The sequence below is a fragment of the Corallococcus sp. AB049A genome (genome assembly GCF_003668885.1).
GTDB lineage: Bacteria > Myxococcota > Myxococcia > Myxococcales > Myxococcaceae > Corallococcus > Corallococcus interemptor.
The window spans coordinates 16,265-37,914 of record NZ_RAWL01000017.1; the positions used below are offsets into that span (position 1 = coordinate 16,265).

21 protein-coding genes are annotated in these 21,650 nt (G+C 70.8%); 9 read left to right on the plus strand and 12 right to left on the minus strand.

Going from position 1 to position 21,650, the window contains the following annotated elements; all coding sequences use genetic code 11:
* Nucleotides 1-8: 8 nt before the first annotated feature.
* The 8 genes from mraY to mraZ are packed head-to-tail and all read right to left on the minus strand — an operon-like array spanning nucleotide 9 to nucleotide 8,427.
* Nucleotides 9-1,187 (minus strand): phospho-N-acetylmuramoyl-pentapeptide-transferase, encoded by a 1,179-nt coding sequence (gene mraY / locus D7X55_RS03420; protein WP_121722217.1) that lies wholly within the window; start codon nucleotides 1,185-1,187, stop codon nucleotides 9-11.
* Nucleotides 1,187-2,587 carry a UDP-N-acetylmuramoyl-tripeptide--D-alanyl-D-alanine ligase gene (murF, locus tag D7X55_RS03425; RefSeq protein WP_121722218.1) on the minus strand — a complete coding sequence of 467 codons (1,401 nt, stop codon included), beginning with the start codon at nucleotides 2,585-2,587 and terminating at the stop codon, nucleotides 1,187-1,189. The genes mraY and murF overlap by 1 nt, the downstream gene beginning before the upstream one ends.
* Nucleotides 2,588-2,614: 27 nt before the next feature.
* Nucleotides 2,615-4,153, minus strand: a complete 1,539-nt coding sequence (locus D7X55_RS03430; RefSeq protein ID WP_120548787.1) for a UDP-N-acetylmuramoyl-L-alanyl-D-glutamate--2,6-diaminopimelate ligase — start codon at nucleotides 4,151-4,153, stop codon at nucleotides 2,615-2,617.
* A 49-nt stretch (nucleotides 4,154-4,202) separates the two neighbouring features.
* A complete protein-coding gene (locus D7X55_RS03435) occupies nucleotides 4,203-6,224 on the minus strand; it encodes a penicillin-binding protein (RefSeq protein ID WP_120548788.1) in 2,022 nt (673 codons plus the stop codon).
* A complete protein-coding gene (gene ftsL, locus D7X55_RS03440; protein ID WP_120548789.1) occupies nucleotides 6,221-6,613 on the minus strand; it encodes a cell division protein FtsL in 393 nt (130 codons plus the stop codon). Before ftsL ends, D7X55_RS03435 begins: the two co-directional genes overlap by 4 nt.
* Nucleotides 6,610-7,515 (minus strand): 16S rRNA (cytosine(1402)-N(4))-methyltransferase RsmH, encoded by a 906-nt coding sequence (rsmH, locus tag D7X55_RS03445; RefSeq protein ID WP_120548790.1) that lies wholly within the window; start codon nucleotides 7,513-7,515, stop codon nucleotides 6,610-6,612. The genes ftsL and rsmH overlap by 4 nt, the downstream gene beginning before the upstream one ends.
* A gap of 25 nt (nucleotides 7,516-7,540) precedes the next feature.
* Nucleotides 7,541-7,924 (minus strand): STAS domain-containing protein, encoded by a 384-nt coding sequence (locus D7X55_RS03450; protein WP_120548814.1) that lies wholly within the window; start codon nucleotides 7,922-7,924, stop codon nucleotides 7,541-7,543.
* A 50-nt stretch (nucleotides 7,925-7,974) separates the two neighbouring features.
* The gene (gene mraZ / locus D7X55_RS03455; protein ID WP_120548791.1) at nucleotides 7,975-8,427 is read right to left on the minus strand and encodes a division/cell wall cluster transcriptional repressor MraZ; all 453 of its coding nucleotides are present in this window, start codon (nucleotides 8,425-8,427) and stop codon (nucleotides 7,975-7,977) included.
* A 239-nt stretch (nucleotides 8,428-8,666) separates the two neighbouring features.
* On the opposite strand from mraZ, the gene D7X55_RS03460 reads away from it, so the two are divergent.
* Nucleotides 8,667-9,377, plus strand: a complete 711-nt coding sequence (locus tag D7X55_RS03460; protein ID WP_120548792.1) for a PilZ domain-containing protein — start codon at nucleotides 8,667-8,669, stop codon at nucleotides 9,375-9,377.
* 37 nt (nucleotides 9,378-9,414) lie between these two features.
* Here the strand turns inward: D7X55_RS03460 and D7X55_RS03465 are convergent, their stop codons facing one another.
* The gene (locus D7X55_RS03465; RefSeq protein WP_121722219.1) at nucleotides 9,415-11,223 is read right to left on the minus strand and encodes an acyl-CoA dehydrogenase family protein; all 1,809 of its coding nucleotides are present in this window, start codon (nucleotides 11,221-11,223) and stop codon (nucleotides 9,415-9,417) included.
* Between the two features lie 171 nt (nucleotides 11,224-11,394).
* Nucleotides 11,395-12,099, minus strand: coding sequence for a hypothetical protein (locus tag D7X55_RS03470; RefSeq protein WP_306437698.1), 705 nt, complete (start codon nucleotides 12,097-12,099; stop codon nucleotides 11,395-11,397).
* 207 nt (nucleotides 12,100-12,306) lie between these two features.
* Here D7X55_RS03470 and D7X55_RS03475 point away from each other — a divergent pair, with 207 nt between their 5' ends.
* The 7 genes from D7X55_RS03475 (at nucleotide 12,307) to D7X55_RS03505 (ending at nucleotide 19,972) form a co-directional block, all read left to right on the plus strand.
* Nucleotides 12,307-14,517: a serine/threonine-protein kinase gene (locus D7X55_RS03475; RefSeq protein ID WP_121722221.1), complete on the plus strand. Its 2,211-nt coding sequence runs from the start codon at nucleotides 12,307-12,309 to the stop codon at nucleotides 14,515-14,517.
* 88 nt (nucleotides 14,518-14,605) lie between these two features.
* Nucleotides 14,606-14,821, plus strand: a complete 216-nt coding sequence (locus D7X55_RS03480; RefSeq protein ID WP_120548796.1) for a hypothetical protein — start codon at nucleotides 14,606-14,608, stop codon at nucleotides 14,819-14,821.
* A gap of 78 nt (nucleotides 14,822-14,899) precedes the next feature.
* Nucleotides 14,900-15,862, plus strand: coding sequence for a CarD family transcriptional regulator (locus D7X55_RS03485; RefSeq protein WP_120548797.1), 963 nt, complete (start codon nucleotides 14,900-14,902; stop codon nucleotides 15,860-15,862).
* A 94-nt stretch (nucleotides 15,863-15,956) separates the two neighbouring features.
* A complete protein-coding gene (locus D7X55_RS03490) occupies nucleotides 15,957-16,469 on the plus strand; it encodes a hypothetical protein (RefSeq protein WP_120548798.1) in 513 nt (170 codons plus the stop codon).
* The gene (locus D7X55_RS03495; RefSeq protein WP_121722222.1) at nucleotides 16,456-17,406 is read left to right on the plus strand and encodes a hypothetical protein; all 951 of its coding nucleotides are present in this window, start codon (nucleotides 16,456-16,458) and stop codon (nucleotides 17,404-17,406) included. Before D7X55_RS03490 ends, D7X55_RS03495 begins: the two co-directional genes overlap by 14 nt.
* Nucleotides 17,403-19,253: a glycosyltransferase family 39 protein gene (locus tag D7X55_RS03500; protein ID WP_199746848.1), complete on the plus strand. Its 1,851-nt coding sequence runs from the start codon at nucleotides 17,403-17,405 to the stop codon at nucleotides 19,251-19,253. The genes D7X55_RS03495 and D7X55_RS03500 overlap by 4 nt, the downstream gene beginning before the upstream one ends.
* A gap of 152 nt (nucleotides 19,254-19,405) precedes the next feature.
* Nucleotides 19,406-19,972, plus strand: coding sequence for a hypothetical protein (locus D7X55_RS03505; protein WP_120548800.1), 567 nt, complete (start codon nucleotides 19,406-19,408; stop codon nucleotides 19,970-19,972).
* A gap of 81 nt (nucleotides 19,973-20,053) precedes the next feature.
* Here the strand turns inward: D7X55_RS03505 and D7X55_RS03510 are convergent, their stop codons facing one another.
* Nucleotides 20,054-20,467, minus strand: a complete 414-nt coding sequence (locus D7X55_RS03510) for an ATP-dependent DNA helicase (RefSeq protein ID WP_120548801.1) — start codon at nucleotides 20,465-20,467, stop codon at nucleotides 20,054-20,056.
* A 148-nt stretch (nucleotides 20,468-20,615) separates the two neighbouring features.
* On the opposite strand from D7X55_RS03510, the gene D7X55_RS03515 reads away from it, so the two are divergent.
* Nucleotides 20,616-21,122, plus strand: a complete 507-nt coding sequence (locus D7X55_RS03515) for a hypothetical protein (protein WP_233609546.1) — start codon at nucleotides 20,616-20,618, stop codon at nucleotides 21,120-21,122.
* A 77-nt stretch (nucleotides 21,123-21,199) separates the two neighbouring features.
* Here the strand turns inward: D7X55_RS03515 and D7X55_RS03520 are convergent, their stop codons facing one another.
* On the minus strand, nucleotides 21,200-21,619 hold the full coding sequence (locus D7X55_RS03520) for an ATP-dependent DNA helicase (protein WP_121722223.1): 420 nt from the start codon (nucleotides 21,617-21,619) through the stop codon (nucleotides 21,200-21,202).
* Nucleotides 21,620-21,650: the final 31 nt, after the last annotated feature.

A 21,650-nucleotide genomic window follows, 5' to 3' on the forward strand; every position in this document is an offset into this window, starting at 1 on the left:
CAAAGCGACTAGCGCAGTTTCAGGGACAGCAGGGCCACGCCACCACAGAGGATGGCGACAATCCAGAAACGCACGATGATCTTCGGCTCGGCCATGCCCTTGAGCTCGAAGTGGTGGTGCACCGGGGCCATCTTGAAGACGCGCCGGCCCGTCATCTTGAAGGACGCCACCTGGATCATCACGGAGAGCGCCTCCGCGAAGAAGATGCCGTGGATGATGGCGGACACCACCTCGTTCTTGGAGAACACCGCCAGCGCGCCCAGCGCACCGCCCAGGGCCAGCGAGCCGATGTCGCCCATGAACACGGACGCCGGGTAGGTGTTGAACCAGAGGAAGGAGATGCCCGCGCCCACGATGCTCGCGCAGAAGACGGCCAATTCCGCGCCGCCCGGCACCTGGAGGATGCCCAGGTAGCGGTACAGCGGCGTGGCCGTGAGCCTGGCGACGCCGTTCACCGTCTCCGTGTCCGCGATGTGCAGCGTGGTGCCCGCCACGTAGCAGAGCACGCAGAAGGTCACCGCCGACACGATGGTGGGCACGATGGCCAGGCCGTCCAGGCCGTCCGTGAGGTTCACCGCGTTGGACGTGCCCACAATCACGATCCACGCGAACACGACGTAGAACCAGCCCAGGTCCGGGTTGAACCAATGGGACGGCACGAAGGGCAGCGTCAGCCGCGTGTCGATGAGCAGCGTGGGCCCGAAGGAGCCGTCCGCCTTCGTCCACGTGCACATCAGGCCGAAGATGGCGACGAGGAAGAAGAGCGTCTGCAGCGCCATCTTCTTGCGCCCGGCCAGGCCCTTGGAGTTGCGCTTGGACAGCTTCAGCCAGTCATCCAGGAAGCCGATGAAGCCGTAGCCGAAGGTGAGGAGGATCATCACCCAGACGCCGCGCGACTTCAGGTCCGCGAACAGGAGCGTGCCCGCCGCGATGCAGATGAGGATGAGCGCGCCACCCATGGTGGGCGTGCCCTTCTTCTTCTGGTGGCTGTCCGGGGTGTCCTCGCGCACGTTGCTCTGCCCGTGCTGCTTCAGGCGCAGCCGCGCGATGAGGCGCGGGCCAATGAGCATCCCCAGGAGCAGGGCGAAGACGCCCGCGGCGATGATGCGGAAGGTCGGGTAGCGCAGGAAGTTGAGGACGCGCCCGGCCTCGGTGTTCTGGATGAGCTCGTACAGAAGGTACAGCACTAGTGACTCCCTCCGGGGGGTGCGGCGCCGGTCAGGGCGGCCACCACGCGCTCCAATCGCATGCCGCGACTGGCCTTCACCAGCACCACGTCACCGGGAGAGAGCCGGGGCGTCAACCACGCCACCAATGGCTCCACTTCGGTGAAGTGGGCGGCGGAATCTCCCATGTCCGCGCTGCCCAGGCCGCCCGCGGAGCGGGGGCCGAAGAACGCGACCAGCTTCGCGTGCCGCGCGACGAGCTCACCCAGCCGGGCATGCTCCTCCGCCTCGCCCGCGCCCAGCTCCAGCATGTCGCCCAGCACCGCCACCGCCCGGCCACCGTCCGGCACCAGCGTGCCCAGCGTGACGAGCGCGGCCTCCATGGAGGCCGGGTTGGCGTTGTAGCAGTCGTCCACCACCGTGACGCCGTTGCGGCCGTCCACGATGTTGAGCCTTCGCGCGTACGGCCGCGCGGACTCCAGGCCCTTCACGCACTCCTCCGGGGAGTAGCCCAGGGCCAGCGCCGTCGCGAACGCCGCCGTCGCGTTCTGCGCGTTGTGCGGCCCCACGAAGTGCAGGCGCACCGGCCAGTCCTTCCCCTGGTAGCGCACGGTGGCCACCATGCCGTCGCGGCCCAGCGTGTGGACCGCCGTGAGGCGCACGTCCGCCCCTTCCGCGCGGCCGAACGTCAGCTGCTTCGCGCCGCTGCGCGCGGCCTGACGCACGATGAGCGCGTCGTCCAGGTTGATGACCGCGGTGGCCTGGGGCAGCAGCTCGCGGAACATCTCCCCTTCCGCCTCCGCCACGCCCTCCAGGCTGCCCAGCCCCTCCAGGTGCTCCGGCTGGACGACGGTGATGACACCGGCGTCCGGCTGCACCTTGCGGGTGAGCCGTTCGATTTCGCCCGGCTGGTTCATCCCCACTTCGATGACGGCCGCCACGTGGGACGGCTCCAGCCGGAAGAGCGTGAGCGGGACGCCCACCTCGTTGTTGAAGTTGCCTTCCGTCTTCAGCGCGGGGCCGCGCGTGGCCAGGATGGCGCCCACCATCTCCTTGGTGGTCGTCTTCCCGTTGGAGCCCCCCACCGCCGCGACCGGGATGCGGAAGCGGCGGCGGTGCAGCGCGCCCAGGCCGCCCAGCGCGGCCAGGGTGTCCTCCACTTCGTACAGCGCGAAGCCCGGGGGCAGGGCCGGCAGCGCCCTCCCCCGCTTCACCACCGCCCCGGCCGCTCCCTGGCGCTGAGCACCGTCCACGAAGTCGTGGGCGTCGAAGCGCTCACCCTGCAGTGCCACGAAGAGGCACCCGGGGGTGAGCGACCGCGTGTCGGTGCAGACGGCGGGGAAGCCCGCTTCCACGGGCTCCCCGCGACGGGTCGCCCCCGTCGCCTGCACCACCTCGTCATCGGAGAATCGAGCGGCCATGGAGGGGGGGTGTGGCCTTGGGCCGGTTCAGCCCGGGATGCGGTTGGCCAGCGCGCGCGCGGCGACCTCGCGGTCGTCGAACTTGAGCTTCTCGGTGCCCACCGTCTGGTAGGTCTCGTGGCCCTTGCCGGCGATGAGGACGACGTCGTCGTCCTTGGCCAGGTTGATGACCTGCTCGATGGCGGCGCGGCGGTCCGCGTCCACCAGGTAGCCCTTCTCCCCGTTCTTCGCCTTGCCCTCGGAGATGCGGCGCAGGCCGCCCTTCTCCAGGCCCGGCGTGACCTCGGAGATGATGGTCTCCGGGTCCTCCGTGCGCGGGTTGTCGCTGGTGACCATCACCAGGTCCGCGCCTTCCGCGGCCACGGTGCCCATCAGCGGGCGCTTGCCCTTGTCGCGGTCGCCACCGCAGCCGAAGACGACGATGACGCGGCCCTTGGCCAGCGCGCGCGCCGCCTCGATGGAGCGCTTGAGCGCGTCATCCGTGTGCGCGTAGTCCACCAGCACGGCCGGAGCCGGGCCGCCGCGGTGGTTCTCCGCACGGTCCATGCGGCCGGCCACGCCGGTGACGAGCTCGATGCCGCTCTTCACGTCCGAGCGGCTGATGCCCGCGCCCAGCGCGATGCCGGCGGCGAGCATGATGTTCTCCAGGTTGTGGGGCCCCAAGAGCTTGCTCTTGACCTTGATGTCGCCCGCGGGCGTCTTCAGGGTGGCCTCGATGCCCTTGAGCGAGTAGCTGGCGTCCGCGGCGGAGATTTCACCCGCGCCCGTGCGGCTGAACTTCCACGCCATGCGCTTCTGGTTGCGCAGCTCCGTGTAGATGCGGCTGGCGAAGGTGTCGTCGCCATTCACCACGGCGGTGCCGGAGGCGCCCAGGTTCTCCACGAAGAGCTTGCGCTTCACCTGGAAGTACTCCTCCAGGTCCTTGTGGTAGTCCAGGTGGTCGCGCGACAGGTTGCTGAAGCCCGCGGCCTTGAAGGTGAGCCCGTGCACGCGCTCCTGCGCGAGCGCGTGGCTGGAGACCTCCATCACCACCGTCTCCACGCCCGCGTCCACCATCTCGCGGAAGATGCGGTGCAGCTCCAGCGGGTCCGGCGTGGTGTTGGCCAGCTCCGTCGTCTTGCCGCCGAACTTGTAGCCCAGCGTCCCGATGACGCCCGGCGCCGGAGAGCCGGTGTACATGGCGGCCGTGGCGAGGATGGCCTCCAGGAGGTACGTGGTGGTCGTCTTCCCGTTGGTGCCGGTGACGCCCAGCAGCGTCAACTTGTCCGCGGGACGGCCGTGGAAGTTGGCCGCGATGAGGGCCAGCGCCTTGCGCGCGCTGCTCACCTTGAAGAACGGCACCTGCGAGGACTGCCCCTGCTTCTCCGAAACCACGGCGACCGCGCCGCGCGACACGGCTTCACCAATGAACTGGGCCCCGTCTTCCTTCAGGCCCGGCACGGCGATGAAGAGATCCCCCGGCTTCACGCGCCGCGAATCCTGCGTCACTCCCGTGACGTCGACCGCGGAACGGCCGCCCGAGGTCTGCTCGGCTCCACACCCTGCGAGGACATCCGTCAGCTTCATCTCTTCCCCTTCACACGCATTGCTTGCGGGGCCTGGAAAGGACACGGCCTCATTGCCGCGTCGCCAGTTCCAGCGTCACCCGTGCCCCCTTCTCCACCAGCGCACCGGCGGGGGGGGTCTGAGATACGACTCGTCCACTACCCTGCAGTTGTGGCTCCAGCGCCGCGGCGAGCATCTTCACCACGGCCTCGCGTCCTGCCTGACCCTGGACGTCCGGCACACGCACCGTGCCGGGCTCCGGGGTCTCGGTCACCGCATCCTCCAGGCCGGCCCGTGCGGGCACGGCCTTCGCCAGCGCCTTCGATGCCGGAGGGGGCATCACGGGCACGGCGGCCGCGGCCACCTCGGCGGGTGCCACCGTACGGGACGGGGGCACGGCCAGGTGGGCCATGGCGGCGGTAGCGATTTCCTTGAAGGCAGGGGCAGCCACGTTCCCCCCGTATACGTCTGTCTTGGGTTCGTCCACCACCACGAGAATCACGGCGCGCGGGGCCTCGGCTGGCACCATGCCCGCGAACGACGCGATGCGTTTGTCGGAATACCCCCGTGCCACGGGGTCCGCCTTCTGGGCCGTACCCGTCTTTCCGGCCACCCGGTAGTCGTCCATGGCGGCCTTGGGCGCGGTCCCTCCCTTGACCACCACGCTCTCAAGCATGCCCACGACCTGGCGCGCCACCCTCTGGGAAACGACCCGGCGCAGCTCCGTGGGCTGGTTCTCCAGCAGCACCACGCCGTCCGGGTCCACGACCTTGGAGACCAGGTACGGGCGCATCAGGACGCCGTCGTTGGCCAGCGCCCCGTAGGCCGCCGTCAGCTGGACGGCGGTGGAAGTCATGCCCTGGCCGAAGGATTGGGTGGCCAGGGAGATGTCCGATTTCGGAAACGGGATGACGCCCCGGCTCTCGCCGGTGAGCGCCAGGCCGGTGCGCTCCGCGAAGCCGAAGGCGTGGTAGGCGGCGACGAACTTCTCGCGGCCCAGGGCCTCGGCGACCTTCGCGGCGCAGATGTTGGAGGACACCTGGAGGATGCCCTGGGCGTTGAGCCAGCCGTGCGGGTGGGTGTCCCGGATGGTGTGCCGGCCAATGCGCATGGCGCCGTTCTCACAGAAGAACAGCTGGTCCGCGGTGATGGCCTTCTCTTCCAGCGCGGCGGCCACCACGAAGGCCTTCATCGTGGAGCCGGGCTCGAAGGCGTCCAGCGCGGCGCGGTTGCGGATGGCGTTCTTCACGCCGTCTTCCGGCGTGTTGGGGTTGAAGCGCGGGTTGTTGGCCAGCGCCAGAATCTCTCCGGTGCGCGGGTCCAGCACCACCGCCATGCCCGCCGTCGCCTTGGCGTCGTCCACCGCCTTGGCCAGCGCCTTCTCCGCGACGTACTGGAGGTGGCGGTCCAGCGTGAGCGTGACGGCGGCGCCCTGGCGCTCCAGCGGATCCATGGCGCCCTGGACCATCAGCTTGCGGCCCTTGGCGTCCCGGAAGCCGGAGGTGCGCGAGTTCTGCCCGGACAGCTCGTCCTCGAAGGCCAGCTCCAGGCCCTCCAGGCCGTGGCCGTCGGTGCCCACCATGCCCACGATGTGCGCGCCCAGCTCGCGCTGGGGATAGAAGCGCTTGGGCTCCTTGGTGAAGCCCAGGCCGGGCAGGCCCAGCGCCTTCACCGCCTCCACCTCCTGGGGCTTCGCCTGGCGCTTCACCCACGCGAAGCGCTTGGCGCGGGACAGGCGCGCGGCCAGGTCACCGCTGTCCATGTGCACGGCGCGGGCGAGCTGCCGGGCCGCCTGCGGCACGTCGGGGAGCAGGGACGGGTCCACCCAGATGGAGTCCACCTCCACGCTCTGCGCCAGCGGCGTGCCGCGACGGTCGAAGATGTCACCGCGCCGGGCGGGGATGTCGATCTGCCGGACGTACTGGTCCTGCGCCAGGCCCCGCAGCTTCTCCTGCTGGAAGACCTGGAGGTAGACCGCGCGGCCGAACGCCGTGCCCAAGAGCACCAGGAACAGCCCGAACAGGAGCTGGACCCGCAGCCGGAGCCCCTTCGTGTTCGACTCTGGAATCCGCGCGCTCTTGAGGTCCCTCACCGCCCGGTCCCCCGCTCCGCCACGCGGACGGCCGGGGCCGCCGAACGGGCCTGCGCGGTGCCGGAGCCCTTCACGCGCTCATCCGCGAGGGACACCACCGCGCTGCCCTTGGGCATGGCCATGCCCAGCTGCTCACGGGCCACGCGCTCCAGCCGCGCCGGGGCCTTGAGCGTGGCCAATTCCAGCTTGAGCCGGTCGTTCTCCCGGGTGAGCGAGCGGCTCTCGCCCTCCGCGTTGGACAGGCGGTAGCCCATGTCCACCACCAGCACGCGGCTCGTCACATGGAGGATGCCCACGCCAGCGAACAGGGTGAAGAGCATGACGGCGGGCAACAGGTGCAGCAGCACGCCGGCCACGGACACGGAGGGACGCGAGAGGGCCTTGCTCATCGGATTTTCTCCACCACGCGCAGGTGCGCGCTGCGAGAGCGGGGGTTGGCCTCGACTTCCGCTTCGGAAGCCGCGACGGCCTTCTTGGACACGAGGGCGAAGTCACCCTGGCTGTTGCACACGCACACCGGGAAGCCCGGCGGACAGGTGCATCCGCCCACCAGGGCGCGGAAGGCTTCCTTCACCTTCCGGTCCTCCAGGGAGTGGAAGGCGATGACCGCGGCGCGGCCGCCCACCTTCAGCAGCGAGGGCAGCGCGGCGAGCAGCGCGTCCAGCGCCTCCAGCTCCCCGTTCACCGCCATGCGCAGCGCCTGGAAGGTGCGGGTGGCCACGTGGATGCGGTCCGGCCACGCCTTGCGGGGCACGGCGCGCTTCACCACCTCCGCGGCCTCCAGCGTGCGCTGGGGCAGCGCCTTCTTCAGCTCCCTCGCGATGGGCCGGGCGAAGGGCTCTTCTCCAAAATCCTTGAGCAGCTTCGCCAGGTCGCGCTCGTCCGTTTCGGCGATGAGCTCCGCGGCGGTGAGGCCGCTGTCGCCCATGCGCATGTCCAGCGGGCCGTCCTTCATGAAGGAGAAGCCGCGCTCGGCCACGTCCAGCTGCGGCGAGGACACGCCCAGGTCCACCAGCACGCCGTCCACGGGGAGCAGGTCCTGCGCGACATGGGAGAGGTCCGCGAAGTTGCCCTGCCGGGCCTGGAAGCGCGGGTTGCCCCCCATGCGCGCGGTGGCGGCGGCCAGCGCCACGGGGTCCCGGTCCACGCCCACCACCGTGGCGCCCCGGGCGAGCAGCGCCTGGGTGTGGCCTCCGCCGCCGAGCGTCCCGTCGAGGATGATCTTCCCCTCCGCCGGGTTCAGCAGCTCCACCGTCTCGTGGAGCAGGACGGTCTGGTGCTGGAAGTCCACGGGCGGGGGCCTTGGGTGCGAAGGGTCAGACGAAGGGAGCGCGCGCGAGCTGGAAGGCGGCCCGGGCATCGTTCATGTGCGGGTACAGCTCGAAGGCGTCATGGGCGCCGGCCGCGCGGAAGATGGCGGCCAGGTACGGCGACAGCCCGGACAGCTTCACGTCGCCGCCAGCGCGGCGGAACGCGTCCGCGCGGGCCATCAGCGGGCGCACGCCCCGGTAGTTCAGGTGGGAGACGTCCGCGAAGTCGAGGACGACCTGGCGCGTGCCCCGGTGCAGCCGGTGCATCAGGTCCTCGCACAGCTTGACGAGGTCCGCCTCCTCCAGCTCGCCCTCCAGCATCAGCGTCTCCACGCGCTCGGACGCCGCCACCACCGCCCTGTTCCGACGAACCTCCTGCACCTGGTCCATGCGCCTGCCCACCCTTCTCTTTGCGAAACCTGAAGCTGTCGACTTCCTGGCTACGGCTGGCGCAGCTCGCCCAGCACCCGCAACACGTCCGGGGAGGTGGCTTCCTGGCGCGCGTCCTCCTGCGCCTTCGCCCAGCCTTCCTGGCTCCAAAGCTCAATCACCTTCACCATCCCCGCCCACACCACGTCCTTCTCCAGCTTCGCGTACGCCCTGAGCGACGGCGGAATCAGCAACCGTCCCAGCTTGTCCAGCGGGCACTCCTGCGCGCTGGCCACGTACAGCCGCATCAACGTCTTGACCCCCGGCTCCATGGGGTTGCGCCGGGCGAGCGCGGTCTCCAACGCCTCCCACTCCCGCACCGGATAGGCATGGAGGCAGGGGTCCAGGGCCGTGGTGACGATGAGCCGCTCGTCGTAGGCGCCCACCAGCGTCTCCCGCAGCTTGGCCGGGAGGCTGGTGCGCCCCTTCGCGTCGATCTGGTGCTCATAGACGCCTCGGAACACGCGGGACGATCCACCTTTTCAGCCCAGCACGGGACGGACCACCACTCCTTCCCACTTCTTACCCCTCTAACGGCCGGCATACATACGCGCCCCCCCCAGGGGGGTCAAGAAACCGCGCAACAGGCTGAAACACCGCGAGCACGGCGGCGGACATCCGCCAGGGCACACGCCGCGCGGCCTACCTTTGAGGATGGGGTAAACTTGAGTTCTTCCGCTCCCAGGCTGAGACTGGCAGTCACGTGAACACGAACGTTCGACTGAAGGTGGCCTACAAGACGCCGCAATCACTGGTCGGCGAGTACACCCGCAGCGTGGGTCTTGGCGGCGTCACCCTGGAGACGCGAAGGGCCCTGCCGCTGGGCACCCGGTTCACCTTCGAGCTGCACGCGGGCGGCATGCCGCGTCCGGTGGAGGTGCTGGGGGAGGTGGTCCGGGTGGAGCCCCGCCCCGGCGAGCGCTTCCTGCTGACCGTGCGCTACGACGGCGCGGAGGATCGCAGCGCGCTGGACGCGGTGCTCCAGTTCATCTTCGCCCAGGAGGAGCAGAACGGCCTGCGCCGCTTCCCGCGCATCCCGCTGCACCTGCGCGCGAGGGAGAGCGACCCCCGGGCGCCGTTCTTCTACGTGCGCGACATCTCCCGGGGCGGCGTGGGCCTGGAGGTGGACGCCCCCGCCCTGCCCCGCGAGGTGCAGGTGGGCACGCCCTTCTTCATGGAGATGGACATGAAGGAGGGGCCGCTGCTGCTCCACGGCGAGGTGGCGTGGACGTCCACGGTGCCGCGCAAGGGCGTGGCCCAGGCGGTGACGCCGGGCTTCGGCGCGACCTTCGGCCGGCTGCGTCCGGACATGGTCCAGCGCCTGGAGGACCTGATGTCGCTGGAGCACCTGCCGCCCGCGCCCTGGCGGGCCCGGGTCAGCTTCGGCCTGGATGCCGTGTCGCGGATGCCCTGAAGCCGCCTGGCCAGGGCACCCGCGAGGGCCTTGCCGGTTACAGCGGGTTGTACGGGTAGCCGCCGGCCTCCTCCAGGTCGGTGACGATGGTCTCCCGCAGCTCCGCCGGGTCGTACGCCGTGAAGGCGTCCAGCGCGGACAGGCGCCTCAACTCCAGTGAGAGCGCGTCCCCCTTGAGGGTGGCGCAGAGGGCGCGGCGGGTGCGCTCGAAGGCGCGCGTGGTGGACTCCATCGCGTACAGCCGCACCAGGGCCACGCGCACGGGGTCCTGCACGCCGCTGGTGGCGGCCTGCCGGGTGCGCGTCACCATGGAGTCCAGCGCGTACGCGTCCATCACCACGTCCGCCAGCGCGGCCATGACCTCCTGGTGCTTGTCCAGCTCCGTGCCGAAGGTCTCCGCGGCCAGGCGCATGCCGTGGATGGCCAGGTGCTTGGCGCACTCGGCGGCGATCTCCTCCTGGGCCAGCGCGTCCTGGCGGCCCGCGCGGGGCCGCTCGCCGCGGCCCAGCTCCTCCGCCACGGAGCGCGCCTGCGCGAACAGCGGCAGGTCGCCCTTCACGGCGCGCTTGAGCAGCATGCCGGTGATGAGCATCCGGTTGATTTCGTTGGTGCCCTCGAAGATGCGGTTGATGCGCGCGTCGCGGTAGGCGCGCTCCACCGGGTACTCCTCGATGTAGCCGGCGCCGCCGTGCACCTGCACCGCGTCGTCCACCAGGAAGCCGATGGCCTCCGAGCCGAAGACCTTCATGATGGAGGCCTCGCAGGCGAACTCCTCCATCGCGGCGATGACGTGCGCGTCGTAGTCCTTGTCCGAGCGCTCCTTCGACGCGAGGCGCCCGTCCACCAGGCCCGCCGTGCGGTAGGTCATGCTCTCCACCGCGTAGACGAGCGTGGCCATGCGCGCGAGCTTCTCGCGGATGAGCGGGAACGTGGCGATGGGCGCCTTGAACTGCTTGCGCTCCTGCGCGAACTTGAGCGCGTTCTGCAGCTGCAGCTTCATGCTGCCGATGACGCCCGCGCCCAGCTTCAGCCGGCCGTAGTTGAGGATGTTGAAGGCGATTCGGTGGCCCTTGCCCAGCTCGCCCAGCAGGTTCTCCACGGGAACCTGCGCGTCCTCGAAGTAGAGCGGGCACGTGGACGAGCCACGGATGCCCATCTTGTGCTCCTCCGGGCCCACGGTGAGGCCCGGGGTGTCCTTCTCCACGATGAAGCCGGTGAACTTGTCGCCGTCCACCTGCGCGAAGACGACGAACACGTCCGCGAAGGCCGCGTTGGTGATGTAGAGCTTGGAGCCGTTGAGCACGTAGTGCTTGCCGTCCTGCGACTTCACCGCCTTCGTCTTGGCCCCGCGCGCGTCGCTGCCGCTGCCCTGCTCCGTCAGCGCGTACGCCGCCACCCACTCACCCGAGGCCAGCTTCGGCAGGTACTTCGCCTTCTGCGCCTCGTTGCCGAACCACACGATGGGCAGCGACCCGATGCCGGTGTGCGCGCTGGACGTCACCGACCAGGAGCCCAACAGGCTCATGGCCTCCGCGAGCAAGAGCGACGTCGTCTTGTCCAGGCCCGTGCCGCCGTACGTCTCCGCGATGTCCACGCTCAAGAGGCCCAGCTCGCCCGCGCGGCGCAAGAGGTCGCGCAGCAGCGCGTTGTCCTTGCCCTCGATGCGCTCGGCCTGGGGCAGCACCTGCTCACGGCAGAACTGGAGCGCCGTCTTGAAGAAGAGCCGCTGCTCCTCGGAGAACGTCTCCGGCGTGAGGATGCGGGTGGAGCCCACCTCCTGGAAGAGGAAGGCGCCCCCGGAGAGGACGTCCTGGGGGCGGGGAGCGGGCTCGGTTGCGGCGACCATCAACGACCTCCGGGGAGGGAGCATTGCCCTCCGAAGCCTTCTGGAAAAAGGCGCGCGGCACATTAGGGCGCGCGGACCGCTGGGGGTAGTAGCGGCGCGCCCCCGCCGCCTCAATGCGACATGGAGTCCACTCGGGGTGCGTGCCTGGCCGCCAGGCAGCCCCCGCGTCCGTCAAGGCCGGGGCGTGGGGTACACGAGGCAGAGCGTGTCGAAGAGCCCCTCCTCCGGCGCGACGTACGTGCCGCCGAGCGCCCGCGCCACCTGCACGACCTCCGTACCGAACGAAGGGACGATGCACAGGTCGTCCGACGTGGTGAAGCGCGTCTTCAGCCGGGCCAGCTCCCGCCGCAGCGTCGCGATGTCCTGGCGTCCGCCGCGCACCGGCACGGAGGGGCCGTTGCGGTCCGGCCCCGGCAGCTTCCCCACGCTGGAGGTCAACTCGAAGCCGTCCGCGCGCTGGATGATGCGCAGCTTGCCGGGCGCCACCTCCTCCAGCCACGCCCGGAAGCCCTGCTCGTCGCGCAGCACCAGCCGGTAGGCCACCGGCGCGTCCGGATGCTGAAGCCACACCTCCGCCGCCTGCGCACGAAGCACCGCCAGCGCGTCGGACGCCTGCGCGAGGAACGTGTCCTCGTCCGCGACGGCGACAAGCACGTCCCGGCCCTTCACCCGCTCCGCGAGCCGGCCCGCGTCCTGCGCGCGCGACGGCGTGAAGCGCTCCGCGCCCAGCCGCACCTGGTCTCCGGACAGCTCCAGGCGGAGGAGGTCGTCCGGGAGGGGCTCGCCAAAGACGGGCGCGGGCAGCAGCGTGACGTTCGCGTCCGCCCACCCGCCGGCGTCCCCGGGCACGCCTGCATCCACTGCGAGTGCAGGCACGGGAGACACCGGGCGTGCCGGTTCAGCGGGCGGTGACTCCCGGCAGCCACCCCATGTGAGGGTGCTCCACACCAAGAGGAAGAATGCAGGGTTACGGGAACAGGCTGGCGAGCGTAGCGGAATATTCCACCCGGGGCGTCTGAATGGCCTCATGATAGCTTCTCGCGGTTTTGCGAAGGACTCCCCTCCACCGGAGCCGACTCGAACGTGCCGCAGCCTTCCGCTGGCTTCCAGTTCGGAAAGTACAAGCTGCTCGAGCGCATCGCGACGGGCGGCATGGCGGAGATCTACCGCGCCCGGATGACGGCGGTGGCGGGCGTGACGAAGCCGGTGGTCATCAAGAAGATCCTCCCCGGCTACGCGGACGACAGCGCGTTCGTGTCCATGTTCATCAACGAGGCGCGCATCGCGCTGGGGCTGTCGCACGGCAACATCGCGCAGATCTTCGACTTCGGTGAGGTGGAGGGCGAGTACTTCCTCGCGATGGAGTGGGTGGACGGCCATCCGCTCTCGCACGTGCTGCGCCGGGCGCGGGAGAAGGGGCTGCCCGCGCTGCCGCCACCGCTGGCGGTGCTGGTGGCCATCGACATGCTGCGCGGGCTTGCGTACGCGCACACGCGGCTGGACGACAACGGCCGTCCGCTGCACATCGTCCACCGGGACGTGAGTCCCCAGAACGTGCTCCTCTCCTTCGAGGGGCAGGTGAAGCTGGTGGACTTCGGCATCGCGCGGGCGCGGCTCGCCGGGCGCTCCGACACGAAGGCGGACCCCGCGAAGGGCAAGTACGTCTACTTCGCGCCGGAGCAGGCGCGCGGCGAGGCGCTGGACGCGCGCACGGACGTGTTCGCCGCGGGCACGGTCCTCTACGAGATGCTCTGCGGACGGCGCCCCTTCGAGGGCTCGCTCCAGGACGTGCTGCGGAAAATCTCGCAGGGCGACTTCCCCCGCCCGCGCGAGTGGACGCCGAACATCCCCGCCGCGCTGGAGCGCATCCTGCTCACCGCGATGGCCACCAGCCCGGAGCAGCGCTACCCCACCGCGCAGGCCTTCGCGGAGGCGCTGGCGCGGCAGCTCCACGTCACCGCGCCGGACGTGTCCACCAGCGACCTGGGCCACTTCATGGGCTACCTCTTCGAGCCGGAGCTCGTGGAGGCCGGCCGCCCGGTGCAGCTGCCGCGCGAGTTCATTGCCCGGGTGGGCCGCTGGAGCGGCGTCGCGGAACCGCCGCCCATCCCCACGCCGCCGGAGATGCCCCGCCTCGTCTCCGACCCCGGCAGAGAACCCCGGGGGGATCTGACGACGCAGCCCCTGCCCCCGCAGGCGATGCCGCCCGAGCCGCCGCCCGCGTGGCACCGCTCCCTGAAGGGCTGGGCGGTGCGCGGCGCGCCGGTGGTGGTGGCCGCGCTCGTGGCCACGTGGCTGGGCCTGGTGATGGGCGGGTCCAATTCGTTCGCGGTGGAGCTCAGCTCGTCCCCGCCGGGCGCCACCATCCGCGTGGACGGGCGGACGCTGACGGAGACGACGCCCACGCTCGTCACCCAGCTGCCGTCGGACCGCGAGCACGTCCTGGAGGTGCTGCTGCCGGGCATGGTGCCCTTCAGCCAGCGCGTGCAGGCCGAGCGCGGCACCACGCTGGCCGTCCACGCGCGGCTCGCGCCGAAGCACCCGGCCGCGCCCAGGGCCCTGCCCCGCGCGGGACCGGAAGACACGCCCGCCTTCGCGCGCTACTCCTCCGGAGGCCCGTTCGCGCTCAGCGCGCTCGCGCATGCCCTGCGCGTGCCCCCGTCCCAGGCGGCCCGCATGCGGTTGGATCCGTCCCGCGCCTATGGCCTGCGCGTGGAGGGCCGCGTGTCGGTGGGCGGCCCCCTGCCGGTGACCCAGGCCGTGTACTTCCTGGAGGGCGGCACGGCCCTGTCCGCGCGCGACAGCTTCGGCCTGGTGGGCACCGACGAGGTGCTGGTGCGCGACGCCTCCGTCCTCTACGTGTTCCTCTGGGACGACCGCCCGGACGACAACCGCGGCGCCCTCCAGGTGCACGTGCGCGAACAGGCGAGCGGCGCCATCACCACCCTGCTGCTGGACGCGCGCCGCCACGCCGTCTCGCTGTCCCCCCACGACGGCTTCACGCTCCGGGAGCTGGAGCCCTCCACCACCTACCGCGTCGTCGTGCGCTCGGCGCGGGAGCCGGCGCGGACGCGCGGCTTCGCTGGCGGAGAGGTGGGCGGGGTGCTGGCGCTGCACGGCGCGGGGGCGTCCCCGGCCATGGCCCCGGGCACGCTGGAGCTCCTGGAGGTCAACCAGCCCATGGTGCTGCGCGGCGCGGCCTGGCTGCGGCTCGCGTTCCCGGACGACGACGTCAACGACAACTCCGGCGGCCTCACGCTGGAGGTGACGCCGGTGGCGCCGCTGCACCAGTAGCCACTGCTACAGGGCGCCGCCAGCCTGTAGCCGAAAAATTGATCATCCGGGCGTCCCCCCTACCCTGGGCCGCCTCGGAGGACGCTCAATGAAGAAGCTGCTGGCGGTGCTGGCCCTGGGATTCGCGGTGATGGCGACGGTGGGACTTTCCTCTCGCGTGGACGCGCGGCCCGGAAGCACGGTGGACGAGGGGCCGACCGACGCCCAGATCGACGCCGTCCTGGACTCGCGGGCGCACGAGGTCATGGCCAAGCTGTTGGAAGCGCAGCGCAATGCCAACCGGATGACACAGCTTCCCCGGTAATCTCGTGGCATCCGGCGGGGCACGGTGCTACGACCGGCGCTCGCTTCGGTGCTCATCCCACCCGCCCACGAGGGGGCCATGCCAGAAGGGTCCGCTGCACTCCAGCTCCAGGTTGGAGACCGGGTCGTCTACCCCAACCAGGGGGTCTGCCGCGTCGCCGCCATCGACGTGAAGGAGGTGGCGGGCCAGAGCCTCACCTTCGTCACCATGCGCCGGGAGGAAGACGGCGCGGTCGTGATGGTGCCGCAGGGAAAAATCATCTCCATCGGCGTGCGCAAGGTCGCCAGTCCCGCGGACGTGGAGGAGATCTACGCGTTCCTCCGCTCGGACAGCGACAAGGCGGACCTGGACTGGAAGCAACGCGCTCGCACCAACCTGGACCGCATGACCCAGGGCGGCATCCTGGGGCTGGCGGAGGTCGTCAAGGGCCTCCAGGTCCTCAGTGAGCTGCGGCCGTTGCCCACCAAGGAGCGCGAGCTCTACGACAACGCCCGGCACCTGCTGGTCTCGGAGGTCGCCGCCGCGCTGGGCACCGCCGAGGCCAACGCCGAGGACTCCATCGACATCGTCCTCTTCCCGCCCGGGAAGGAGCGTCCCAAGCGCACCGCCGCGGAGTTCGCGCGGCCCGTTGGCGACGAGGACGACATGGACCTCGACGGCGACCTCATCGGTCTGGAGGGCGGAGAGCTGGACCTGCCCTCGGACGAGGAGCCCGCGTCCGAGTCCGAGGAGGAGTCCTCCGAGGAAGGTGGCGAGGAGGAGGAGGGCGGCGAGGAGGAGGGCGGCGAGGACGCTCCCAAGAAGCGCGGCCGTCCGCCCAAGGCCAAGCCGGCCGAGGGCGCGGAGCCCGCCGCTCCGAAGAAGCGCGGCCGTCCGCCCAAGCCCAAGCCGGAGGTGGTGGAGGGTGCCGAACCCGCCGCCCCGAAGAAGCGCGGCCGTCCACCCAAGGCCAGGCCGCCGGAGGGCGCCGCGCCCGCGGAGCCCGCCGCTCCGAAGAAGCGCGGCCGTCCTCCCAAGGCGAAGCCGCCCGAGGACGAGTGAACCGCAGGACCCCACGGCCCTCCCGGCCGCCCGCGTCGCGACAGAGCGCACGCCCGGCACCGCGAGGGCCTTCTTCCCGCCGAGGTGACGCCCCGTGATTCGCGTCGTGACGCTGGACCCCTTCGACGACAAGCAGCTCGCCAAGTTCAACCGCACGCTCTACACGGCCTTCGGCGTGGGCAGCGAGCACAGCGGCACCGCGGAGATTCCCGCGGGCATGTCCGAGCCCCTGGACGCGGAGAAGCTGCTCGAAGAGGTGAAGGGCATCCGGGCCTACAAGGACGACAAGGTGCTGCTGCTCACCTCGCGCAAGCTGAAGGACCGCGACCTGCCCAGCGGCAAGGCGCCCACGTCGGGCTTCGCGAAGTACGGCAAGGACCGGGCAATCCTCTCCATCGCGCCGTTCAAGGACCTGGAGAAGGACTTCAAGCCCATCGCGCGCCACGCGCTGCACCAGCTGGGCACGCTGTGGGAGCTGCACCACTGCCTGGATCCGCGCTGCTCGATGTATCCGCCCTGGACGCCGTCCTTCAACCAGGGCGACCACATCTTCTGCACCTTCTGCCGCGAAAAGAGCGAGCAGAAGATCCGTCTTGCCAAGTCCTAAGGCCCTGCGCGCCCTGCCCCTGGTGGAGTTGGGGGCCCTGCTGCTCGTCGCGCTCCTGTGCCTGGTCTTCCAGCTGAGGCTCCCGGGCCGGCTGCCCACGGACGCGGACGAGCGCGCCGTGGCGGACGTGCTGGCCCGCGACGCGCGCCCCGGGGACGCGGTGCTGCTCTTCCCCTGGTGGACCGAGCGCGCCCGCCTCTTCGTGCCTCCTTCCGTCCCCGTGTACGGGTGGCTGGACTCCGACGGCGCGGACCTGAGCGCGCACCCGCGCGTCTGGGTGCTGGGCCAGCCGGAATTGCCCCGCTCCGACGTGGGCGCGTTTGAAGCGGCCTTCCTCCCCGGCCGCAAGGCGCTGGGCCCCGAGTCCCGCATGGGCCCGCTGTCGCTGCGCCTCTATGAGAACGGCCGCTACCGCCCGCGCCACTGGGTGGCGAGCGAGTCCGCGAACACGGCGCGCGTGTACCTGGAGCAGCCGGACGGCTCCCGCACGGACTGCCCCTTCGACGGGCGCGTGCACCGCTGCCCCGGACCGCCGCACCTGTACGTGGCGCCGGAGTGGCACGAAATCTTCTACGAGCCCCGCCACTGCCTGTGGATGCACGCGCCGGGCGGCCCCCAGCGGCTGGTGGCGGAGTTCGCCAACGTGCCCGCCGGCATGGGCCTGCGGATGGAGGGCGGCATCATCTTCGAGTTCGCGCACCCCAGGGACCCGCGCCTGTCCACCTCGTACGTCGGCGTGGATGACGCGGCCACGGGCCAGCGGCTGATGTACGTGCCCATTCCCCCGGGCCGCGAGGGCGTGCAGAAGGCGGAGGTGGTGCTGCCGCCCGGGCCGCCGCGCACGGTGAAGGTCTGGACGCAGGCGGACAACGCGGAGTCGCGGCAGCTCTGCCTGGACGTGATGGCGCTGGAGCCCGCGGTGGGGGTGAAGCCATGACGTTGCAGCTGACCGGCCGCCCCGCCACGCGCGAGGAGAAGCTCACGGCCCTGGCGCTGTGGGTGCTGGCCTTCGCGGCGCTGTGGATGACGGAAGCGGCCGTGGGCTTCACGCGCGACGAGAGCGTCTACTTCGCCGCGGCCGAGGGCTATTCGCAGTGGTTCCGGCTGCTGTTCCACTCGCCCGCGCAGGCGTTCACGGACAGCGCCATCGTGCGCTTGTGGGACTACAACCACGAGCACCCGGCGCTGATGAAGACGCTGTTCGGGTTGAGCCACCTGCTCTTCCACGACACGCTGGGCGTGATGCGCGACGCGACGGCCTTCCGGCTGCCCGCGTTCGCCATGGCGGCGCTGGTGCCCGCGCTGTGCTTCCTGCTGGGCAGCGCGCTGTATGGCCGCACCGCGGGGTGGTTCGCCGCCCTCTCCTTCCTGCTGGTGCCCCGCCAGTACTTCAACGCGGAGCTGGCGTGCTTCGACATGCCGGTGGCCGCGATGTGGCTGCTGGTCGTGTACTGCTTCTGGCGCGCGCTGGAGAGCACCCGCTGGGGCGTCGCGTGCGGCGTGGCGTTCGGCCTGGCCATCGCCACGAAGCACAACGCCCTCTTCCTGCCGTTCGTGCTGTCGCCGTTCGCGCTGTGGCGCGCGTGGCAGGCCAGCGAAGGCAACCCCGAGGCCCGCGCGCGGCTGGGCCGCTTCGTGGGGCTCTTCGCGGCGGTCGCGGTGCTGTACGGCCTGCTGGTGGTGTTCCTGGGCGGGCCCGCCAACTTCCAGAAGAAGTTCCTGCTCCTGAGCCCGCACACGCTGTTCTTCGTGGGGCTCGCGGTGGGCTGCGTCGTGCTGCTGCGGGACTTGCGGCGGGTGAGCCTGCCCGTGACGCGGGCGCTGGTGCCGCTGGCGGCGATGGCGGTGCTGGGCCCCGTCCTCTTCTATCTGCACTGGCCCTACCTCTGGCACGCGCCGGTGGACCGCACCGCGTGGTACCTGGCCTTCCACGCGACGCACAACCACTACGCCTGGTTCTACCTGGGCACGCTGATGCGCGGGCCGCCCTTCCCGCTCAGCTACGTGGTGGTGAAGACGGCGCTGACGGTGCCCACCAGCCTCTTCGTGCCCATGGTGACGGGCTTCGTCGCGCTCGTGGGCCGCGCGCTGTTGAGCGTCAGTGCCCGCACGCGGGACTGGGTGCGGATGCCCACCGCGTCGGAGGCGCTGGTGGGCGTCAACGCGGTGACGTCCATCCTCATCATCAGCCACCCGCAGGTGCCGCACTTTGGCGGCGTGAAGCACTGGTTCCCGTCCATGCCCTTCCTGGGCATCCTCGCGGGCGCGGCGGTGGCGCGCGGGTGTTTCGCGCTGTGGGACGTGCTGAAGGCGCGGCGCCCTTCCCTGTCACCGCTGGCGGTGACGGTGCCGGTGTTCGCGCTGCTCCTGGCGCCCGCGCTCCTGGGGCTGGTGCGGGTGTTCCCGTACGGCACGGCGGCGTACTCGGAGCTGGCGGGCGGGCTGCCGGGCGCGGCGACGCTGGGGATGCAGCGGCAGTTCTGGTCCAGCCACGTCACCGGCGTGCTGCCGTGGATCAACGAACACGCGAAGCCGGGCGCGCGCGTCTACCTGCACGAGGTGAATGGCTTCTCGTTCCGGGACTACCAGCGCAATGGCATGCTGCGTCCGGACGTGCGCGCGGTGAACAGCCCGTTCGACGCGGACATCGTCGCGTACCAGTACCACCAGGAGTTCCGCGAGCACGAGTTCCTCACATGGCAGGCCTTCGGCACGCGCACCCCCGTCACCGGGCTGTACCTGGACGAGACGCCGCAGGTCATCGTCTACCAGCGTCCGGAGTGAGTCCCGGGCCGGATGACGCAAGGGGACATGTGCACGACCGTGCACTCGGCGGGCTGGCAGGGCTTCACGAAAAGCAGAGAGGCCGGGAAGGCGTGGCGCCAGGGTAGGATCCAGGTGTCGGCCATTCCACCTTCTTCGCGGGGGAGAGACACATGACGCGCTGGACGGGTTTGTTGACGGTGATGGCGTTGGGCGCGGGCTTCGCGGGTTGCGACGACGCGAAGCCGCCCGCGAAGGTGGCGCGCGCGCAGGTGAAGCGCACGGGCCCCGCGACGATGGAGATCATCCCCACCGAGGGGCAGCTCCCCTACTGCATGCTCTTCACGATGTCGGAGAAGGGCGTCATCCGGCAGCTGACGCTGACGCGGGAGAACCGCTCCATCCGCTGCGACCCGGGGCGCCCGGTCGCCAACACCAGCTTCCGGGTGCCGGTGCAGGAGGGCAAGGTGCGCGTCTACATCTTCTTCTCCGACGAGCGCGTGCCCGCGGGCTCCGTCGCGCAGCAGCTCTACGACCTGCGCGACCGCGAGCGCGTCACCGCCATGGACCTGCGGCTGCCGGGGCGCATCTTCGTGGAGACGCTGGAGTTCCAGCCGGAGACGGGTGAGCCGGAGGCGACGGGCGTCGTCGTGGGCGCGGGCGGCGTGGTGACGTCCGACGGAGGCACGGCCGAGGATGCGGGAACGCGCGCGCTGACCGTGGAGCCGATGGCCAACTGAGCTCCCGACGTGAAGAAGCCCGAGGGTGGAATCTCCGCCCCCGGGCCTCCGTACCGCGTCAGGCCGTGACGTCGAGGCGGCCTAGTTCACCCAGCCACCCGTGTAGCGGTTGCGCTCCAGCCGGGCCAGGCGCTCGCGCTCCTGCCGTTCCCGCTCCAGCCGGGCCTGCCGCTCGCGCTCCAGCTTCGCCAGCCGTTCGCGCTCCAGCCGGGCCTGGCGCTCGCGCTCCTGCCGTTCCCGCTCCAGCCGGGCCTGCCGTTCCCGCTCCTGCCGCTCGCGCTCCAACCGGGCCTGGCGCTCGCGTTGCTGCCGTTCCCGCTCCTGGCGCTCGCGCTCCAGCCGAGCCTGGCGCTCGCGCTCCTGACGCTCGCGCTCCATGCGGGCCTGGTCCTGGCGGCTCACGAGGGGGGTGGCGGCGTGGAAGTCCGCCGCCATCACCGGGGAGCTCGCGACGAGCGCCACAGCCACCACCATCTTCTTGAGCATCGCCTTCATGACCTGCCTCCGTTGAGCCGCGCTGTTGCTGCGTTCTGAACCTTCTGACGGGGGAGGCCCTGCAGGATTCAGCCACCGCGGCCTTCCGAAACACTCCGAAATCAAGCCAGAGTGAAGCCTGCGGCATTCCACCCCTGGGGAAGACCACGTGACGCGCTGGACGGGCTTGTTGACGGTGATGGCGTTGAGCGCGGCCTTCGTGGGCTGCGATGACGCGACGCCGCCCGCGAAGAGAGCGCGTGCCCTGGTGAAGCGGACCGGCGCCGCGACGATGGAGGTCATCCCCACCGAGGGACAGCTCCCCTACTGCATGCTCTTCACGATGTCCGAGAAGGGCGTCATCCGGCAGCTGACGCTGACGCGGGAGAACCGCGCCATCCGCTGTGACGCGAACGAGCCCGTCGCCCACACCCGCTTCCGCGTGCCGGTGCAGGAGGGCAAGGTGCGCGTCTACGTCGTCTTCTCCGACGAGCGCGTGGCGGCGAACGCGGTCGCGCGGCAGCTCTACGACCTGCGAGACCGCGAGCGCATCACCGCCATGGACCTGCGGCTGCCAGGGCGCATCTTCATGGAGACGCTGGAGTTCACGCCGGTGGTGGACACCGTCATGGACGCGGGAGCCCGCGCGCTGACCGCGGACTCCACGCTCCACTGACCTCCAGGCGCGAAGAAGCCCGAGGGTGGAATCTCCGCCCCCGGGCCTCCGCGTTGCTTCATGTTGTGCCGACAGGCCTACCCGCGCCAGCCACCGTTGTAGCGCGCGCGCTCCATGCGGGCCAGGCGCGCCCGCTCCCGGCGCTCACGCTCCAGCCGCTCCTGACGCTCGTGCTCCCGGCGCTCACGCTCGATGCGGGCCAGGCGCTCACGCTCCATCCGCTCGCGCTCCAGCTTCGCCAGCCGCTCGCGCTCCCGGCGCTCACGCTCCTGACGCTCGCGCTCCAGCCGGGCCTGCCGCTCGCGCTCCAGCCGCGCGCGCTCCATCCGTTCCCGCTCCAGCCGCCCCAGGCGCTCACGCTCCATCCGCTCGCGCTCCATGCGGGCCTGGTCCTGACGGCTCACGAGGGGGGAGGCGCCGTGGAAGTCCGCCGCCATCACCGGGGAGCTCGCAACGAGTGCCACCGCCACCACCATCTTCTTGAGCATCGCCTTCATGACCTGCCTCCGTGAGCCGCGTTGTTGCTGC

Excerpts from the sequence above, each read along its gene's own strand:
- murF (WP_121722218.1), bottom strand. The coding sequence starts at position 2,587 with ATGGCCGCTCGATTCTCCGATGACGAGGTGGTGCAGGCGACGGGGGCG.
- D7X55_RS03430 (WP_120548787.1), bottom strand. The coding sequence starts at position 4,153 with ATGAAGCTGACGGATGTCCTCGCAGGGTGTGGAGCCGAGCAGACCTCG.
- ftsL (WP_120548789.1), bottom strand. The coding sequence starts at position 6,613 with ATGAGCAAGGCCCTCTCGCGTCCCTCCGTGTCCGTGGCCGGCGTGCTG.
- D7X55_RS03450 (WP_120548814.1), bottom strand. The coding sequence starts at position 7,924 with ATGGACCAGGTGCAGGAGGTTCGTCGGAACAGGGCGGTGGTGGCGGCG.
- D7X55_RS03465 (WP_121722219.1), bottom strand. The coding sequence starts at position 11,223 with ATGGTCGCCGCAACCGAGCCCGCTCCCCGCCCCCAGGACGTCCTCTCC.
- D7X55_RS03480 (WP_120548796.1), top strand. The coding sequence starts at position 14,606 with ATGAAGAAGCTGCTGGCGGTGCTGGCCCTGGGATTCGCGGTGATGGCG.
- D7X55_RS03485 (WP_120548797.1), top strand. The coding sequence starts at position 14,900 with ATGCCAGAAGGGTCCGCTGCACTCCAGCTCCAGGTTGGAGACCGGGTC.
- D7X55_RS03500 (WP_199746848.1), top strand. The coding sequence starts at position 17,403 with ATGACGTTGCAGCTGACCGGCCGCCCCGCCACGCGCGAGGAGAAGCTC.
- D7X55_RS03505 (WP_120548800.1), top strand. The coding sequence starts at position 19,406 with ATGACGCGCTGGACGGGTTTGTTGACGGTGATGGCGTTGGGCGCGGGC.
- D7X55_RS03510 (WP_120548801.1), bottom strand. The coding sequence starts at position 20,467 with ATGAAGGCGATGCTCAAGAAGATGGTGGTGGCTGTGGCGCTCGTCGCG.
- D7X55_RS03520 (WP_121722223.1), bottom strand. The coding sequence starts at position 21,619 with ATGAAGGCGATGCTCAAGAAGATGGTGGTGGCGGTGGCACTCGTTGCG.